Raw genomic sequence first — 16636 nt, forward strand, 5'->3', positions numbered from 1 at the left:
AACGAGCCAAATGGCTCGTTTAATGAATTAGTGTAAATGGGCGCGTTTTAAAACATGTGATAGGGCATTGCATGCGTTGTCTCGGTATTCCAGCTTCCATAAAAACGAATCCTTGCACAGTAAACCCATGGTTTTTGAATCGTTCTACTTCATTTAAAACACAATTAATGCTGATTGCTTCAATACCTTGCTCCGCAGCTAGCTTGACAATGAAATTAAGCAGTGACTTATAAACATTGCGGTTGCGATGCTGAGGTAATACAGCGATTCTACCAATTAAGCCATCATTACATAATCGACCTGTGGCAACCGCTGAGTGCATATTATCGGTCACTAAAATATGTTGGGCGAGTGCATCTAGATTATCAAATTCAATATTCTTTGGAATATGTAACTCATAAACAAATACACGTTCTCGTATTTGTTGAAGTTGACTTCTTTCATTTTGCCAATCAACCTTGCCAACACTGTAAACCATGATCTCTCCCTAACTAAACCAAATACCCTCATTAACCAGTATAGTAAACGTTTTGATAAAATCTAGGCTAGGAGTGGTCGAATTTAGCTCATCGCTATTAAATTTAATTTGATCAGTTAGCTGTTTTACCGCTTCCAAATCAGATAAAGGTAAAGAATAGTTTTCGCCATTGATACTTAAAAGTAGCGCTGTATCCATGCATTGATAAATTGCACGGGTGCCGCCTAATCGCTCAAATGTTACTTGGTTTTCGAGTAATTGTTGTATTTGTACAACACTGTATGGGTTTTCTTCAGGGGCTAAGTCCATATCATGCTTAGGTTGGCTAAGGGTATTTCCTAACCAGTGTTTAAATAAGCTATCGTCTTCAAGTAATGCTTGCATTAGTGTTTTTACTTTATCGACTTCGCTTTGGGTTAGTTCACCTTTAGAGTCACGAAGGGCGAGGGTATGGTCGGTATACCTTTTTTGGCCACTTTCTGTGTCGATAATATAATCTGCAAAACTAGAAAGTAAATCGTGTTGATTGGGTGCTCTGAATCCGACTGAATAGTTTAATGCATTTTCAACTGCATAGCCTTCATGCGGGCAACCTGGTGGTATGTATAAAATATCACCGGGCTCTAAAATACAGTCAATAACCGCTGCAAAGGCTTCAACTTGTAATAAAGTTTTGTTTTGGGCAAATTGTTTTAGTGTCGGATCGGGTAAGCCCACTCGCCAGTGGCGTTTGCCTTCACCTTGAATAATAAATACGTCATATTGATCCAAATGTGGACCAACGCCGCCACCGGGGGTCGAGTAGCTGATCATCAAATCATCTATTCGCCAATTAGGTATAAAGCGAAATGGCTCAAGTAGTTGAGCTGCTTCTGGAAGCCAATGATCAACGGCCTGCACGAGTAGCGTCGAATGCTCATCAGTGAGTATCTCAAAATCGTCAAATGGCCCTTGATACGATTTCCATTGTTGATTGTGGTTGGTTATTATACGCGACTCTATGCTGTCTTCCATAGCAAGACCTGCCAATTCATTCGCATCAAGTGGGTCTTGAAAGTTACTAAATCCCCCCTTGATCAATAATGGTTTTTTTTGCCAATATTGATTTAAGAACGCTTGCTCAGATAATTCATTTATTTTTAATTGATACATAGAATGCCTATAACGTTAATGACAAAAAAAGCGAAAGGCAGATACCTTTCGCTTTTTATTAGTAGATTTGATTGATTAAACTAAATCATCAATAAACTCAACAGCACGGCCAATATAATTAGCCGGTGTCAGTTTTTTCATTTCTGCTTTTGCAGCCTCTGGTAATGTTAAACCATCGATGAAATCAGCCATAATTTCTTGATTTACACGTTTACCACGGGTTAAATCTTTTAGCTTTTCATAGGGCTTTTCAATACCGTATTTACGCATAACGGTTTGAATGGGCTCAGCTAGCAGCTCCCAGTTTTGGTCAAGCTCATCCGCTAAACGTTGCGCGTTCACTTCAAGCTTGCTTACACCTTTAAGGGTTGATTGGTATGCAATTACCGCATAACCCATACCTACACCTAAGTTACGTAATACGGTTGAATCGGTTAAATCACGTTGCCAGCGAGATACCGGTAGTTTTTGTGCTAAATGATTAAATATCGCATTGGCTAAGCCTAGGTTACCTTCAGAGTTTTCAAAATCAATTGGGTTAACTTTGTGGGGCATAGTTGATGAACCAATTTCACCGGCAATGGTTTTTTGCTTAAAATGATTAAGTGCGATGTAGCCCCACATGTCGCGGTCAAAATCGAGCAAAATAGTATTAAAGCGTGCAATTGCATCAAAAAGCTCAGCAATGTAATCATGCGGTTCAATTTGTGTGGTAAACGGGTTTAGAGTTAAACCTAGGCTAGTTACAAACTTATCAGCATGGGTGTGCCAGTCGTAGTCAGGGTATGCACTTAGGTGTGCATTGTAGTTCCCTACAGCGCCATTTATTTTACCTAACATTTCTACCTGTGCAATTTGGTCACGTTGACGCTTTAAACGCATGTAAACATTTGCAAACTCTTTACCCATGGTTGATGGCGTAGCAGGCTGTCCATGGGTGCGGGTCATCATAGGAATAGCTTTATATTCAATGGCTTTATCTTTAATGGCGTTTAATAGCTCGTCGCAATAGGGTAATATAATATTATTACGCGCTTCACTTAACATTAAACCATGAGAGAGGTTATTAATATCTTCTGAGGTGCAGGCAAAGTGAATAAATTCATTAATGGCATGTAATTCAGCGTTATTGGCTACTTTTTCTTTTAATAAGTATTCAACGGCTTTCACATCGTGATTAGTAGTGCGTTCAATATCTTTTACGCGCTGAGCATCGGCTTCACAGAAGTTATCGACGATAGCATTTAACAGTCCATTGGCTTGTTCACTCAAAGCAGGGACTTCTTTTATATCGCTTGCTGCAGCTAGCGCTTGCAACCAACGCACTTCAACAATTACGCGGTATTTGATTAATCCAAATTCGCTAAAAATACTGCGTAATTCAGTGGTTTTGCTGCCGTAGCGACCATCCACCGGAGAGATAGCCGTTAACGCTGAAAGCTCCATAATAACTCCTAATTTTAGTTTGAACGATAATTAAATTTTTGTTTTAGCTATAGCGAGAATTTTTCTTTTTGCAAAAAAGAAATGACGACGTTTGCCGCCCATTTGACGCCACAATACTGCACTACGGATACCGGCTAAAAGTAACGCACGGATTTTATTTTGAGTGAGCTGCTGTTTTAATAACTCGGGTTTACCATAAACCTGAATTCGGTGCCCAAGGGGGCTCAGCACCGACGAGTATATATCTGCTAAACCGGCAACAACACTGTCATCGGTGATGGCAAAGTGGTCTAAACGACGATGAATATCATCTATGCGCTTAGCCAATTCATTAAGGCGTTTACTGTTGGCGTTAAGAGCACGCTCTAGCTGCATCAAGCCGCCTACATATTTAACAATTTCGACATCTTTTTGAGCACCAGCGCTCAGTTGTGCTATTAATATTTTGTAACCATCACGCAAGTTTTGTGTCCCCTGATAGACATCGTCAGGCGAATTAGGTGAGGTTTGTACAATACTCGATAACAAAGTTGATAAGTCTTGTTCATCACAGCGACCGTATTGGGCTACCTTTTGAACTTGTTTCGCTACTTGGCACATGGCAGCAAGCGCCATGACTTGATGTTCATTCATTATTTAATCACCGAATCAATGATACCACCGCCCAAACACACTTCATCAGCGTAAAATACAGCAGATTGTCCAGGGGTTACCGCTTTTTGTGGTTCATCAAATAGCACACGTGCCATACCATCTTCACCAACCAGCAATGTACAGTTTAAGTCCTCTTGGCGGTAACGGGTTTTTACAGTGCAGCGCGTGGTACCTTGAGGGCCAATTCTGTCTACCCAATGTAATTGGTTGGCATTAAGGCCATTACTGTATAACCGTGGATGATTTTTACCTTGGCCAACAATTAATACATTACGTTCTAAGTCTTTATCGACCACATACCAAGGCTCACCTGAGCCTTCTTTCATGCCGCCAATTAATAAGCCTTTTCGTTGGCCTAAAGTGTGGTACATCAGGCCCTCATGTTCACCAACATTATTGCCTTCGGTGTCTTCAATTACGCCAGGTTGCGCTGGTAAAAACTTTTGTAGGAAATCTTTAAATTTTCGCTCGCCAATAAAACAAATACCGGTACTGTCTTTTTTGTCATGGGTAATTAAATCTTGTTCTTGAGCAATTCGGCGCACTTCAGGTTTGGCAATGTCGCCGACGGGGAAAAGAGTCTGCGCGATATGTTCATGGCTTAATGCGTATAAAAAGTAGCTTTGATCTTTATTATCATCTAGGCCACGGCACATCACGTATTTATCATCACGTAACTCACGGCGTACATAGTGGCCTGTTGCTATAAAATCAGCGCCTAATGCTTGCGCTGCAAACTCTAAAAAGGCTTTAAATTTAATTTCTTTATTACACATTATATCTGGGTTAGGTGTACGGCCTGCTTTGTACTCTGCTAAAAAGTATTCAAATACGTTGTCCCAGTATTCAGCTGCAAAATTAACAGTGTGTAGCTCTATACCCAGCTTGTCGCACACTACTTGCGCGTCTTTTAAATCTTCAGCAGCTGCACAATATTCATCATTGTCATCTTCTTCCCAATTTTTCATAAACAGGCCTTCCACCTGGTAACCTTGTTGTTTTAACAAATAGGCGGATACAGAAGAATCAACACCGCCGGACATACCAACGATGACTTTAATGTGACTATTTTCGCTCATGAATAATTTCGCTTATACAGATTACTGTTAACTAGGAAAGGTTGCGATTATAGCATGTATTTTGCAGGTGCTTAAAGAGAGGATAGGGATTGAATAGATTTTTGTTGTTGTTTTTATGTGGCGCAAGGTTAGAACAGCATTGCTTACGTATTTTCGGTGTAAGTATGGGCGTGCATACGGTAAAACATAATGCGTCAGCTTTGCTACCTGTGACAGATAAAAAAGGCCACAATGTCAACTGTTTATTAATGGCCCACTGGTTTTGTATTGGCCTGTTTCAATTCCATCGAGGGTGTATTCACCAATACTATAGCGAATTAAACGTAGCGTCGGGTGACCAATATGGGCGGTCATTCGTCTGACTTGTCGATTTTTTCCTTCATTTATGGTTATGCTTAACCATGAAGTGGGGATTGATTTACGCTCGCGCACAGGCGGTGTGCGTGGCCAAAGCACAGGCTCGTCAATTAGCCTCACCTGAGCGGGTAAGGTTAATCCATCTTTAAGTTCCACTCCCTTACTTAGCGTAGCAATGGAGGCGTGTGTTGGTATTCCCTCCACTTGAACCCAGTAGGTTTTATTGGTTTTTTTTCCTGGTGCCGTGAGGGTGTTTTGTAACTTCCCGCAGTTTGTTAATAATAACAAGCCTTCACTGTCTCTGTCTAAGCGACCTGCAGCGTAAATATCTTTAATGGAAATGAAATCAGCCAGTGTTTGTCTATTTTGCTGGTCTGTAAATTGGCAAAGAACATCATAAGGCTTATTAAAGAGGATAATTTTTCTATCGTTTTGTGCTATCTGTGGCTTAATTGCTCTTCTTGCAGGGCTTTTTTTTACACTACTGCGCGAATAAGTTCGACTAGTGTTGCGTTTGGCCGCTGAAGATGGCGAATGTTCGGCTTTATTTTTCATTAAATACACCGTGCAGGTTTTGGTAAGCCTGCAATTTTAGTTGCTTGTTTAGCCGGCCCTTTAGGGAAAAGTTTATACAGGTACATACTATTACCTTTATCTTCACCAAGTGCTTTAGCCATGGCTTTGACTAACATTCTGATTGCTGGGCTGGTATTGTACTCAAGATAAAATTCGCGGACAAAGTGAATAACCTCCCAATGCTGCTCAGTTAATATGATGCTCTCTTGTTGAGCAATAATATCGGCCAACTCTTTTGACCAAATAGTATGGTCCAGTAAATAACCTTGTTTATCTGTGTCTATTGTTTGATTATTAAATTTCAGCATGACTCACCACGTGATTGATTGTTTTGTAGATAAACTAAGTGCAACAAATTCTTCATAGCTGATCGGCTTGTCACTTAGATTTAGTGATATACCACGTGCCTGTGCATCATCTTTTAAGATATAAAGTGAATCAGCAAATTGTTTGTATTGTTCTTTAGCAAAGCAGGCATCACTCACTAATAAAATACTATCTGTGAGCATAATAAGATTGTCGAGCGTGTTTGCACTGTAATAGTTCAGTGGTTTTGAGAAAATATGCAAAGTGCTCATAGGGTCACCACATGCTGCTGGTTTTTAATTAACTGTTTTTGGGCGTTAAAGTTAACGGTTTTAGCTTCAATAAGTAGCTCATTTTTACTTAAACCAAAGTCAATAAGTGACTTTTCGCAGACGTAAATATTGTCAACATCGTATATTTCTAAGGTTTTAATATTTTTAAAAAAATCTTTTATTCCCAGGCTATTTGGGGTTTGATTTTTTTTTAGTGCTAACACCGCAGGGCCACTAAATAACCAACTAATATTTTGATCAACAGCGGCAAAAATAAGTGTCATATCAAGCGCATCGCGAATATGCATGTCATCAAATGGACTTGATTGGCTAATAACAAGTACGTTAATCATTTAAATTGTATCCATTTGTCTGCTTCACTGGCGAGCATAGCGAACTCAGCTAAACCGGCCACAGCAAATACGCCAGTACTTTGTGTATTTAGGCCTCGTTTCTCAGCGGCGGTAACACACAGCATAAGTTCAATGTCTTTATCTGCTAGCTGTTGCCAAAGTGACGAGGAGTTTAACTCATCTGAGGCAAGCTCAAAATGAGGTGAAGCATGGTAAATACCACCTTGGTACAAAAAGATTGCATCAACGCTATGTCCCTGCGCCAAACAAGCATGAGCAAACTTAACAATACGCTGTGTGGTATCGTGATCTGATGGTGGAGTATGTAAAGAAAGTACAAAACGTGCCAAAACTAATCCAATAAAAAAGCCCCAATAAAGGGGCTATTTTAACAGAACTATTTAATTAGTCATTATTTGCGCCAAGTAACGCAAGTAACGACGTAAATAGATTGTATACGCTTAAGTATAAAGAAACTGTTGCGCGGATATAATTGGTTTCGCCACCATTAATTATACGGCTTGTGTCGAATAATATCAGGCCAGACATAATTAACACTACCGCTGCATTAAGCACCATAAACATCAAAGAGCTACCTATGAAAATATTTACAATACTTGCCACGATAACAACAATTAAGCCTACAGTTAAAAAACCACCCATGAAAGAGAAGTCTTTTTTAGTGTTAAGTGCATAAGCAGACAAACCTAAAAAAATTAACGCTGTTGAGCCAAGGGCTTGCATAATTAGCATAGGGCCATTAGGCATAGCTGCGTAGTGGTTCAGCAAAGGTCCTAAACCAGCGCCCATTAATCCTGTAAACGCAAACACCCAAAATACACCAGACGCTGTATCCGCTTTTTTGTTAACTACAAAAAGCAGACCAAACGAAACCAGCGTAAATACCAGTCCCATGAAATAAGGTAATTGTAGGGCCATTGAAATGCCGGCAGTGACGGCACTAAATGCAAGTGTCATTGCAAGTAGAAAATAAGTGTTTTTAAGCACTTTGTTTGTTTCAATGGTCGACGTTACCGGTTTAGCAGTACTGTACGATTGATTAAATGCCATTGTAGAGCTCCTGTAAATGAAACTAGATAGTTCCTATAATTTAACTTCAGTTAGATTACCAACTCTTATATGTTTGGGCAAACCTTTGTAGAACAATAGACAACTAAATTTAAATAAAAGTTCACTCGCCGTACAGGAACCGCTCTTTTTGCTTTTTGTTTAAACAAATTAGTTGTTTTTTAATCACTTGAATAAATAATTGAAAAAAAAGCTTCACAAAGTCACAGGGTTTCCCTATTATTCAGGCCGTGAGGAGAGATGGCAGAGTGGTCGAATGCACCGGTCTTGAAAACCGGCAGGGGTTTATAGCCCCTCTAGGGTTCAAATCCCTATCTCTCCACCACCTTATTAAAATAATTATAAGTACTCGCTTACTTGTAATTTATGCACTTTCGGAGAGATGGCAGAGTGGTCGAATGCACCGGTCTTGAAAACCGGCAGGGGTTTATAGCCCCTCTAGGGTTCAAATCCCTATCTCTCCACCATTATATTAAAGCCCGCTTTTAGCGGGCTTTTTCATTTATCTTCCTATCATACTTTGCCTTTTAGCTAACATCGTTCATTGTAATTACGACCATAGTCTCTATTTCTATATCGAAGATCTTGGTGCATGCTAAATTAACCGTTTGGTGAGTATTTTTAGGAACTTATATGAAACATCAACTTGCTAAAAGCGTCGCACTTTCTCTCCTGTCGCCTGTTATTATTGGAGGCATATTAGGAATTTATTACGCTGTGACAATACGTGGTGACGCCGTTTCAATTTTTCTTGGGCTGTTAATGACGGCCATTGCCAATGCCCATATTGTGGGTTTGACCATGGCAGCTTTTGTTGTGCCCGGTTACCTGCTGATGTTTAAGTATTCTAAGGTTAATTACTCTGGGGTATTAACGCTTGGCTTACTCGGTGGTGCTATTTTTAGTTATCTGCTGAGTGCGACTTCGGGTGAGATATTTTTAATAAATAGTGTCATGTCTGGACTTGCTGCGGGACTGTTTTTATTTGGCTTACGTAAATCGGTACAAAGTTAATTGCAGATTATTTAACCAAGTGCATTGTAAAACCATGTAATTTCATTTTTTTTGCCCGTAAAAGGTTTCAATTTTTAGTGACAAAGAGTACCTTTAGCTACTGTATGTTTAATAAGAAGTAGTTTGGTATGCAAAAGCACGATTTTTACCAGTCATTAGTTAAGCAAACTGAATCGCTGATAGGCGGTGAATCAAACATAATTGCCAATATGGCAAACATTAGCGCGCTGTTATTTACTTCTTTAGAGGATGTAAATTGGGCGGGCTTTTATTTTATGGATTCACCGACTGAATTGGTACTTGGCCCATTTCAAGGCAATCCAGCGTGCATTCGAATTCCGGTAGGAAAAGGCGTATGTGGGACTGCTGCAGAAACTGAGCAAACCCAGTTAGTTTCAGATGTGCATGCGTTTGACGGTCATATAGCCTGTGATGCAGCGTCAAATTCTGAGATAGTTGTTCCTATCATGAAAAACGGCTCTGTATTTGCAGTACTTGATATAGACAGCCCAAGTATTGGCCGATTTGATACTGATGACCAAGCAGGGCTTGAAGCACTTGTAAAATGCTTAGAGGCTAGCTTGTAATGAAAGATTTGCTAAATGTTCAAGACTACCTTTTTGCCGTTCAAGATGTTGGTGATTGGGAAGGTGACGAAGAACTAGTAGCGCAAACGCTCAATGATTTGATTCATATGGCATGGGATCGTCTACCCGATGATTTAGACTGTGAATCAATTGATGAAATTATAAATGGTATTTGGGAACATTTACGTGGTGATATGGCTGTGATCGAAACTGACTTTGAAGAGTTAGCGGATTGGAGCATTCACTATGTTGATTCTGCCCTTGATGAAAAGATGTGATTAAATAGGTTCTAAAATGGAAACCACAAACAAGCTAAAAGATATTAATGAAGTATTGGCGTTCTTGTACCAAGAATTCCCACAATGTTTTAAACAAAAAGAAGGCATTCAGCCGCTGAAAGTCGGTATTTTTAAAGATATCGCTGAGCGTATTGAAGGCTCTGAAAAAGTAAGTAAGACTCAAGTACGCCAAGCACTTAGAAAGTACACTTCTAACTGGCGCTATCTTGAAGCGGTTACTAAATCTGAATTCCGTATTGATCTTGACGGAAATCAAGGCGAAAAAGTTGAGCAAGAGCATATAGACCACGCACAAAAAGCGTTGGAAGAAAGCCGTGCTAAAATGGCAAAACGCAAAAAGCAGCAACGCCCACGCCAAGACTCAGATGCAAAAACTCTCAAAAAGAAACCAGCAAATGCGGCTAAAAATCCATCACCTGCAGCAAAACCTGCCAAAGCCGCTGCGCCTAAGCGTTCAGGAAAAGTTGAACCTTTACCTGCAGGTGAGGTCAAGGTTAACAACAAGGTTAAAGTTAAACTTGGCCAAGCACTTGTTAATGCAGTAATCACTGAAGTAAACAAAGACGATGTTCACGTTGAACTAGTGACCGGTATGCAAGTAAAAACCAAAGCCGATAGCTTATACATTATTTAAGTTGCGAAAAAAATTAAGGAGTTGTGTATGAGTAAAAAGTTTAGACTCATTCCGTTAGTTGCTGCACTGTTTTCAGGTTCTTTATTTGCTGCAGTAGAGCAGGTAACAGTAGAAGACTTACCTTTGTTAAAACAAGAAAGTCAGCACGCTACAGCTAGCAAGCGAGTGGCTAATCTATTTACTCGTTCACACTACACACCGGTTCGATTTAATGATGAGCTTTCCAGTAAAGTGTTTGACCGTTATATCGAATCCCTTGATTTTAATAAAAGTGTGTTTTTAAAAAGCGATATTGATTCATTTGAGCAATATCGTTCTCTTTTTGATAATGCGCTTATCAGCGGCAAGCTAGGGTTCACATTTGATATTTTCAATTTAAGCCTTAAACGTCGTTTTGAGCGATATGAATTTTCGCTTTCGTTACTTGAAAATGAAATGACGTTTGACGAAGATGATGACTACTTTTACGATCGTGAAGAGGTGCCATGGGCGACTTCACAAGCACAGTTAGATGAAATTTGGCGTGAGCGAGTAAAATACGATGCGCTGCGTTTAAAAATGACCGGCAAAGAGTGGACTGACATAAAAGAGGTGTTGACCAAGCGATACAAAAACGCTGAGAAACGCCTTGTACAATCAAAGTCAGAAGATGCCTTCCAAATTTTGATGAATTCACTGGCACGCAGTATTGAAGCACATACATCCTATTTGTCACCGCGTCGTGCTGAACAATTTAAAATGGACATGGACTTAGAGCTTGAAGGGATTGGCGCTGTTTTAACACCAGATGAAGATTACACCGTTATTCGCAGTTTAGTACCAGGTGGCCCTGCTGATAAAACAGATCAAATCAAGGCCGATGACCGCATTATTGGTGTTGCTCAAGATGGCGAAGAATTTGTTGATGTTATTGGCTGGCGTTTAGATGACGTAGTCGACCTTATCAAAGGCCCTAAAGGCACAAAAGTACGCCTGCAGTATTTAAAAGGGGTCGATGCTCACGGAACACCAAAAATAGTTGAGATTGTTCGTGATAAAATCCGTTTAGAAGATAGAGCGGCAAAATCAGAGGTATTTGAAGCGAGTTACTCAGATCTTACTAGTAAAATTGGGGTAATTGAAATTCCTGGTTTTTACAATAATTTGTCTAAAGACGTTAAAGTTGAATTGGCAAAACTCAAAGAGCAAAAAGTTGACGGTATTATTATAGATTTACGTCAAAATGGTGGAGGGTCATTGTATGAAGCAACCCAACTATCAGGGCTGTTTTTTGATCAAGGCCCAGTGGTACAAATTCATACATTAAATAATCGCATTGAAGAGCAAAAAGATCGGGATGGCATTACTTATTATGACGGCCCACTTACCGTACTGGTAGATAGATACAGTGCATCTGCGTCTGAAATCTTTGCCGCCGCAATGCAAGACTATGGTCGTGCAGTGATTATAGGCGAGCAAACCTTTGGTAAAGGCACTGTGCAGCAGCACAAAGGCCTGGCTCGCGCTTATGATTTGTATGATAACCCATTAGGAAGCGTGCAATATACCATTGCTAAATTTTACCGAATCAATGGTGGCAGTACGCAGCACAAAGGCGTGATCCCAGATATTACTTTTCCCTCAGCGATTGACCCCGCAGAATGGGGCGAAAGTAAACAAGATAATGCGCTTCCTTGGGATAGCATAGTAGCAGCACAATATAAGCAAATAGGGCGTTTAACTCCGGTTATTAGTGTGCTTGAAAAACAACATAGTGAACGAATTAAATCAGAGCCTGAATTTAATTATGTATTTGAAGATATTGCACGTTACAACGAAGAGAAAGATCGTAAAACTATTTCTTTAGTTGAAAAAATACGTATTAAAGAAAAAGATGAGAATGAAGCCCGAGCACTAGCGCGCACTAATGAGCGTCTAAAACGTTTAGGCAAATCGGCTGTAGAAAACCTTGATGATGTACCCGAGGTCATTGAAAAGTTGGATCCATTCCTAGAAGAAGCCGCACTTATCACCCAAGATTATATTAACTATGGTCGTGTAGCTAAGCAGTAAAAAAGCTATATTCTATAAAAAGGCGCTAAAGCGCCTTTTTTACTATCGATAATTTACTAAATTGTTATAATCGCCGACTACTAAAAGTTGAGCTAGATCAAGGTTGCTCAATAAATGCGCGTACGTGCTAATAAAAATAATCAACATGCACTGGATGTGTGTAGGAGTCTATATTTTGAAGCCCATTGAAGAAAAACCATTAAAAAGTGCCTCGTTATTTGATGCACTTATCCCAATCGCAGTATTGATTTGCTTATTAGGTGCCGCTGTGTACCTATTTGGTGATGACTCATCATCGGGGCCAAATCAAATTGCCTTGTTGTTTGCAACATTTGCAGCTGCCTTGATTGGTTTAAAAAATGGCTACACATGGAAAAAATTAGAAGATGCAATGATTGAGGGGATCACCTTATCGCTCAGCGCTATTTTAATCTTACTTATGGTGGGGGCCTTAATTGGCACTTGGTTATTATCTGGAACTGTACCAACCTTAATTTATTACGGCCTACAAATTATCAACCCTAGCTGGTTTTATGCGGCGAGTTGTTTAATTTGTGGCATTGTTGCCATGAGTATTGGTAGTTCATGGACAACGGCTGCGACGATTGGTGTTGCTTTACTAGGCGTTGCTTCTGGACTTGGACTTGAGCCTACAGTAACCGCCGGTGCCGTTATATCAGGCGCTTATTTTGGCGATAAACTAAGTCCATTATCAGAAACAACTAATTTGGCACCTGCCGTTGCTGGAGCCGATTTATTTGAACATATACACCACATGCTATGGACGACTGTTCCGAGCTTTGTGATTGCATTAATTATCTTTGTATTTATGGGCTTTAACGCCACGGTTGCAGGCGAAGCAGGTCAAATAAACCATATAACATCGATTCTTCAACAAAACTTTAATATTGGTTTAGAGATGTTAGTGCCTTTAATCGTGTTACTCGTGCTAGCCATCAGAAAAATGCCAGCCTTTCCGGCTATTTCAATCGGTGCTGTGATAGGTGCCGTGTGGGCAATGTTATTTCAATCCGATTTAATTGCTAGTCAAATTGATATCAGTCAGGGCGAATTTGTTGGTTACTTTAAACTTGTTTGGACGACATTTTTTGATGGTTTTACCATTAACACGGGTGATGAAAAAATGGACTCGTTACTCAGTGGCGGCGGTATGTCAGCTATGTTAACAACCACTTGGCTGATTATGACGGCACTGATGTTCGGTGCAATTATGGAAAAAACGGGGCTGCTTGATATATTCGTTAAAAGTATCCTTAAAGTCGCTAAAAGCACCGGCTCACTGATAGCCTCTACAATTGCAACCTGTATTGGTACTAATATTATCGCGGCCGATCAGTATATTGCTATAGTTGTACCTGGGCGTATGTTTAAAGAAGAATACAAAAAACGCGGCTTAAAGCCCGTTAACTTGTCACGTACGCTAGAAGATGGTGGCACCATAACCAGCCCGCTCATACCATGGAATACTTGTGGTGCGTATATGCAAAGTGTTCTATTAATCAATCCTTTTGATTATGCACTTTATGCCTTCTTTAACCTTATAAATCCTTTCTTAGCCGTTATTTACGCTTACTTAGGTATTAAGATACTGCGTATCAAACCTAAACAAATGGCTTAATTTAAGTAGCTCCTTTTTATTATTAAAAGGAGCTATTTTTTTGGAGTGATCATGACTGAACTACAAAAACCGCAAGCAGAATATTTAAAAGACTACAAAGCCCCTGATTTTTCAATTGAACATACAGAGCTGACTTTCGACTTGCAGCCGTTAACAACTCAAGTCAATGCTTTGTTGACGCTTAACCGCGTGGGTGATGCAAATGCTCCTCTGGTATTAGATGGCATTGACTTAACCTTGATCTCTTTGTCAATTGAAGGCACAGAGCTGACAGATTACAGTATTATAAATGAGCAATTAATTATTAATAATCTGCCTGAACAATGCCAGCTAAGCATAGTGACGCAAACATCACCGCAAACAAACACCTCACTTGAGGGCTTGTATTTATCGGGTGGGGCCTACTGTACTCAATGCGAAGCGCAAGGGTTCAGAAAAATAACTTATTATATGGACCGCCCTGATGTACTTTCAACGTTTGATGTAACGATAATTGCCGATACGACATTCCCACATTTACTTTCTAATGGTAACCAAGTGGACAGTGGCGAAACACACGATGGGCGTCATTTTGTAAAATGGCAAGACCCGTTCAAAAAGCCGAGTTATTTGTTTGCTTTAGTGGCAGGGGACTTTGATGTTTTACACGATAAATACACAACCCGCAGTGGTAAAGACGTCACCCTAGCGTTATTTGTTGATAAAGGAAACTTACCTAAAACAGCGCATGCCATGACCTCGCTTAAAAAAGCGATGGCATGGGATGAGTCACGTTTTAATTTAGAATACGACCTTGATATTTATATGATTGTTGCCGTTGATTTTTTCAATATGGGAGCAATGGAAAATAAAGGGTTAAATATATTTAACAGCAAATGCGTGTTAGCAAATCAACAGACCGCAACTGATAAAGATTTTCATACCATTGAGTCTATTGTCGGACATGAGTACTTTCATAATTGGACAGGTAACCGTGTTACGTGTCGTGATTGGTTTCAATTGTCTTTAAAAGAAGGCTTAACGGTATTTAGAGATCAAGAATTTAGTAGTGACCTGGGTTCGCGCGCGCTCAATAGAATTGATGCAGTAAAAGTAATGCGTACTCATCAATTTAGTGAAGATGCAGGCCCAATGGCTCATCCTATACGTCCAGAAAAAGTGATTGAAATGAATAACTTTTACACTGTGACAGTGTATGACAAAGGGGCTGAAGTTATTCGTATGATGCACACTCTGTTAGGTGAGAAAAACTTTCAAAAAGGTATGACATTGTATTTTGAGCGTCATGATGGTCAAGCGGTCACCTGTGATGACTTTGTTGCTGCTATGAGTGATGCATCTTCAATTGATTTATCACAATTTAAGCGTTGGTATAATCACTGTGGTACACCGCGTTTAAATGTGACGAAAGCCTATGATGAAAGCGCACAAATATTCACTCTCACCATTGAGCAACTAGCGCCACTAAATCAGCCTGAAAATGCAATGTTGCATATCCCTTTTGCGATTGAACTTTTAGATTCACAAGGCCAGAGTATTGCCTTGCAATACCAAGGTAAACAGCTTGATCATGTATTAAATGTAACTCAAGCTAAGCAAACGTTTTATTTTGATACGATAAAAAGTAACCCAATCGCCGTGTTACTGGAAGATTTTTCAGCACCGTGTATTTTAAATCAGCATGTGACTGAGGCTGATTTGTTACATATTATGCGTTTTGCACGCAGTGATTTTTCACGTTGGGATGCACAACAACAACTGTTTATTAATGCGCTCAAAGCAAACGTTGTTTCAGCAAGTAATTTACCATTGAGCGGTGATGTAATTGGTGCGTTACGAACATTAATTTCTCAGCGTGAGGGTGATTTAGCGCTAATTGCTGAACTTTTAAAGCTGCCGAGTTTTGATACCTTAGCTGCTGAGTTTGACGTAATACCGGTTGATGATATTACCAGTAATATTGAGTTGTTCGAACAGCAAATCGCCACGCAACTTCAAGCTGAATTTTTAAGCTGTTACCAAGCAATCACCGATGATGGCAGCGTAAGTGCCCAAGCGGTGGCTATTCGCGCCCTTAAGCAGCTTTGTTTACACTACTTAGCAAAAACCGACAGTGCTAAAGCTGTAAGTTTAATTGAACAAGCCGCGTCATCGACCAATATGACCAACGTGCTAGGCGCGCTTAGCAGTGTTGTTAAAGCGGTACATCCATTATCCAATCAATTACTCGGGCATTTTGACAGTCAGTGGCGTCATGACGTGCTAGTAATGGATAAATGGTTTGCGCTGCAAGCGATGAACAGTGGCGATGATGCGATTGAAAAAATTAAGGGATTGTATACCCATCCTTGTTTTGATTTTTCAAACCCAAATCGTGTGCGCGCGTTAGTAGGAAGTTTCTCTCATTTTAATACAGCGCAGTTTCACCGCTTAGATGGTAAAGGTTATGAGTTACTTGGCGATTTGTTGATTAAGCTTAATGACATTAACCCACAAAACGCATCACGCATGTTAACCCCGTTTATGTCATGGCGTCGATATGATGAGACTCGCGCTAGTGCAATGAAGGCCCAGCTAGAGCGCTTAGCAAACTTAGTCGGATTGAGTGACGATTTATTTGAAAAGGTTGAAAAAGCCTTACAATAAATC

18 protein-coding genes and 2 tRNA genes are annotated in these 16636 nt (G+C 40.0%); 9 read left to right on the forward strand and 11 right to left on the reverse strand.

Annotation, left to right across the window (positions count from 1 at the left end; genetic code table 11):
* Nucleotides 1-19 precede the first annotated feature (19 nt).
* The 11 genes from AC6H44_RS06590 to AC6H44_RS06640 form a co-directional block, all read right to left on the reverse strand.
* Complete coding sequence (locus AC6H44_RS06590) at nucleotides 20-478, reverse strand: GNAT family N-acetyltransferase (protein ID WP_500738086.1); 459 nt, start codon at nucleotides 476-478, stop codon at nucleotides 20-22.
* Nucleotides 479-487: 9 nt separating this feature from the next.
* Entirely contained in the window at nucleotides 488-1630 is a 1143-nt protein-coding gene (locus tag AC6H44_RS06595; protein WP_500738087.1) for a ribosomal protein uL16 3-hydroxylase, read from the reverse strand.
* A 75-nt stretch (nucleotides 1631-1705) separates the two neighbouring features.
* On the reverse strand, nucleotides 1706-3076 hold the full coding sequence (purB, locus tag AC6H44_RS06600; protein ID WP_500738088.1) for an adenylosuccinate lyase: 1371 nt from the start codon (nucleotides 3074-3076) through the stop codon (nucleotides 1706-1708).
* 30 nt (nucleotides 3077-3106) lie between these two features.
* Nucleotides 3107-3709: a high frequency lysogenization protein HflD gene (gene hflD, locus AC6H44_RS06605; RefSeq protein WP_500738089.1), complete on the reverse strand. Its 603-nt coding sequence runs from the start codon at nucleotides 3707-3709 to the stop codon at nucleotides 3107-3109.
* Nucleotides 3709-4809: a tRNA 2-thiouridine(34) synthase MnmA gene (gene mnmA, locus AC6H44_RS06610; RefSeq protein ID WP_500738090.1), complete on the reverse strand. Its 1101-nt coding sequence runs from the start codon at nucleotides 4807-4809 to the stop codon at nucleotides 3709-3711. Before mnmA ends, hflD begins: the two co-directional genes overlap by 1 nt.
* A 234-nt stretch (nucleotides 4810-5043) precedes the next feature.
* Entirely contained in the window at nucleotides 5044-5721 is a 678-nt protein-coding gene (locus AC6H44_RS06615; protein ID WP_500738091.1) for a pseudouridine synthase, read from the reverse strand.
* Nucleotides 5721-6050 (reverse strand): TusE/DsrC/DsvC family sulfur relay protein, encoded by a 330-nt coding sequence (locus tag AC6H44_RS06620; protein WP_500738092.1) that lies wholly within the window; start codon nucleotides 6048-6050, stop codon nucleotides 5721-5723. Before AC6H44_RS06620 ends, AC6H44_RS06615 begins: the two co-directional genes overlap by 1 nt.
* A gap of 3 nt (nucleotides 6051-6053) precedes the next feature.
* The gene (locus AC6H44_RS06625; protein ID WP_500738093.1) at nucleotides 6054-6320 is read right to left on the reverse strand and encodes a DsrH/TusB family sulfur relay protein; all 267 of its coding nucleotides are present in this window, start codon (nucleotides 6318-6320) and stop codon (nucleotides 6054-6056) included.
* Entirely contained in the window at nucleotides 6317-6673 is a 357-nt protein-coding gene (tusC, locus tag AC6H44_RS06630) for a sulfurtransferase complex subunit TusC (protein WP_500738094.1), read from the reverse strand. Before tusC ends, AC6H44_RS06625 begins: the two co-directional genes overlap by 4 nt.
* Entirely contained in the window at nucleotides 6670-7023 is a 354-nt protein-coding gene (gene tusD / locus AC6H44_RS06635; RefSeq protein WP_500738095.1) for a sulfurtransferase complex subunit TusD, read from the reverse strand. The genes tusC and tusD overlap by 4 nt, the downstream gene beginning before the upstream one ends.
* Nucleotides 7024-7078: 55 nt before the next feature.
* On the reverse strand, nucleotides 7079-7744 hold the full coding sequence (locus AC6H44_RS06640) for a Bax inhibitor-1/YccA family protein (protein WP_500738096.1): 666 nt from the start codon (nucleotides 7742-7744) through the stop codon (nucleotides 7079-7081).
* Nucleotides 7745-7996: 252 nt separating this feature from the next.
* On the opposite strand from AC6H44_RS06640, the gene AC6H44_RS06645 reads away from it, so the two are divergent.
* The 9 genes from AC6H44_RS06645 (at nucleotide 7997) to pepN (ending at nucleotide 16633) form a co-directional block, all read left to right on the forward strand.
* Nucleotides 7997-8087 (forward strand) — tRNA-Ser (locus AC6H44_RS06645).
* A gap of 51 nt (nucleotides 8088-8138) precedes the next feature.
* Nucleotides 8139-8229 (forward strand) — tRNA-Ser (locus AC6H44_RS06650).
* A gap of 166 nt (nucleotides 8230-8395) precedes the next feature.
* Nucleotides 8396-8776, forward strand: coding sequence for a hypothetical protein (locus AC6H44_RS06655; RefSeq protein WP_500738097.1), 381 nt, complete (start codon nucleotides 8396-8398; stop codon nucleotides 8774-8776).
* Between the two features lie 128 nt (nucleotides 8777-8904).
* Complete coding sequence (locus tag AC6H44_RS06660) at nucleotides 8905-9363, forward strand: GAF domain-containing protein (RefSeq protein WP_500738098.1); 459 nt, start codon at nucleotides 8905-8907, stop codon at nucleotides 9361-9363.
* A complete protein-coding gene (locus AC6H44_RS06665; RefSeq protein ID WP_500738099.1) occupies nucleotides 9363-9641 on the forward strand; it encodes a hypothetical protein in 279 nt (92 codons plus the stop codon). The genes AC6H44_RS06660 and AC6H44_RS06665 overlap by 1 nt, the downstream gene beginning before the upstream one ends.
* Before the next feature lie 16 nt (nucleotides 9642-9657).
* Nucleotides 9658-10296 (forward strand): RNA chaperone ProQ, encoded by a 639-nt coding sequence (proQ, locus tag AC6H44_RS06670; protein WP_500738100.1) that lies wholly within the window; start codon nucleotides 9658-9660, stop codon nucleotides 10294-10296.
* Between the two features lie 27 nt (nucleotides 10297-10323).
* A complete protein-coding gene (gene prc / locus AC6H44_RS06675) occupies nucleotides 10324-12348 on the forward strand; it encodes a carboxy terminal-processing peptidase (RefSeq protein ID WP_500738101.1) in 2025 nt (674 codons plus the stop codon).
* A gap of 154 nt (nucleotides 12349-12502) precedes the next feature.
* A complete protein-coding gene (nhaC, locus tag AC6H44_RS06680; protein ID WP_500738391.1) occupies nucleotides 12503-13987 on the forward strand; it encodes a Na+/H+ antiporter NhaC in 1485 nt (494 codons plus the stop codon).
* A gap of 51 nt (nucleotides 13988-14038) precedes the next feature.
* Nucleotides 14039-16633: an aminopeptidase N gene (pepN, locus tag AC6H44_RS06685; RefSeq protein ID WP_500738102.1), complete on the forward strand. Its 2595-nt coding sequence runs from the start codon at nucleotides 14039-14041 to the stop codon at nucleotides 16631-16633.
* The last annotated feature ends 3 nt before the right edge of the window (nucleotides 16634-16636 follow it).

The sequence above is a fragment of the Pseudoalteromonas sp. TAP-3C genome, assembly GCF_059888565.1.

Bases quoted from the DNA above. Each gene is read 5' to 3' on its own strand.
- AC6H44_RS06590 (WP_500738086.1), bottom strand. From the start codon at position 478: ATGGTTTACAGTGTTGGCAAGGTTGATTGGCAAAATGAAAGAAGTCAA.
- AC6H44_RS06595 (WP_500738087.1), bottom strand. From the start codon at position 1,630: ATGTATCAATTAAAAATAAATGAATTATCTGAGCAAGCGTTCTTAAAT.
- purB (WP_500738088.1), bottom strand. From the start codon at position 3,076: ATGGAGCTTTCAGCGTTAACGGCTATCTCTCCGGTGGATGGTCGCTAC.
- hflD (WP_500738089.1), bottom strand. From the start codon at position 3,709: ATGAATGAACATCAAGTCATGGCGCTTGCTGCCATGTGCCAAGTAGCG.
- mnmA (WP_500738090.1), bottom strand. From the start codon at position 4,809: ATGAGCGAAAATAGTCACATTAAAGTCATCGTTGGTATGTCCGGCGGT.
- AC6H44_RS06615 (WP_500738091.1), bottom strand. From the start codon at position 5,721: ATGAAAAATAAAGCCGAACATTCGCCATCTTCAGCGGCCAAACGCAAC.
- AC6H44_RS06620 (WP_500738092.1), bottom strand. From the start codon at position 6,050: ATGCTGAAATTTAATAATCAAACAATAGACACAGATAAACAAGGTTAT.
- AC6H44_RS06625 (WP_500738093.1), bottom strand. From the start codon at position 6,320: ATGAGCACTTTGCATATTTTCTCAAAACCACTGAACTATTACAGTGCA.
- tusC (WP_500738094.1), bottom strand. From the start codon at position 6,673: ATGATTAACGTACTTGTTATTAGCCAATCAAGTCCATTTGATGACATG.
- AC6H44_RS06640 (WP_500738096.1), bottom strand. From the start codon at position 7,744: ATGGCATTTAATCAATCGTACAGTACTGCTAAACCGGTAACGTCGACC.
- AC6H44_RS06655 (WP_500738097.1), top strand. From the start codon at position 8,396: ATGAAACATCAACTTGCTAAAAGCGTCGCACTTTCTCTCCTGTCGCCT.
- AC6H44_RS06660 (WP_500738098.1), top strand. From the start codon at position 8,905: ATGCAAAAGCACGATTTTTACCAGTCATTAGTTAAGCAAACTGAATCG.
- AC6H44_RS06665 (WP_500738099.1), top strand. From the start codon at position 9,363: ATGAAAGATTTGCTAAATGTTCAAGACTACCTTTTTGCCGTTCAAGAT.
- proQ (WP_500738100.1), top strand. From the start codon at position 9,658: ATGGAAACCACAAACAAGCTAAAAGATATTAATGAAGTATTGGCGTTC.
- prc (WP_500738101.1), top strand. From the start codon at position 10,324: ATGAGTAAAAAGTTTAGACTCATTCCGTTAGTTGCTGCACTGTTTTCA.
- nhaC (WP_500738391.1), top strand. From the start codon at position 12,503: ATGTGTGTAGGAGTCTATATTTTGAAGCCCATTGAAGAAAAACCATTA.
- pepN (WP_500738102.1), top strand. From the start codon at position 14,039: ATGACTGAACTACAAAAACCGCAAGCAGAATATTTAAAAGACTACAAA.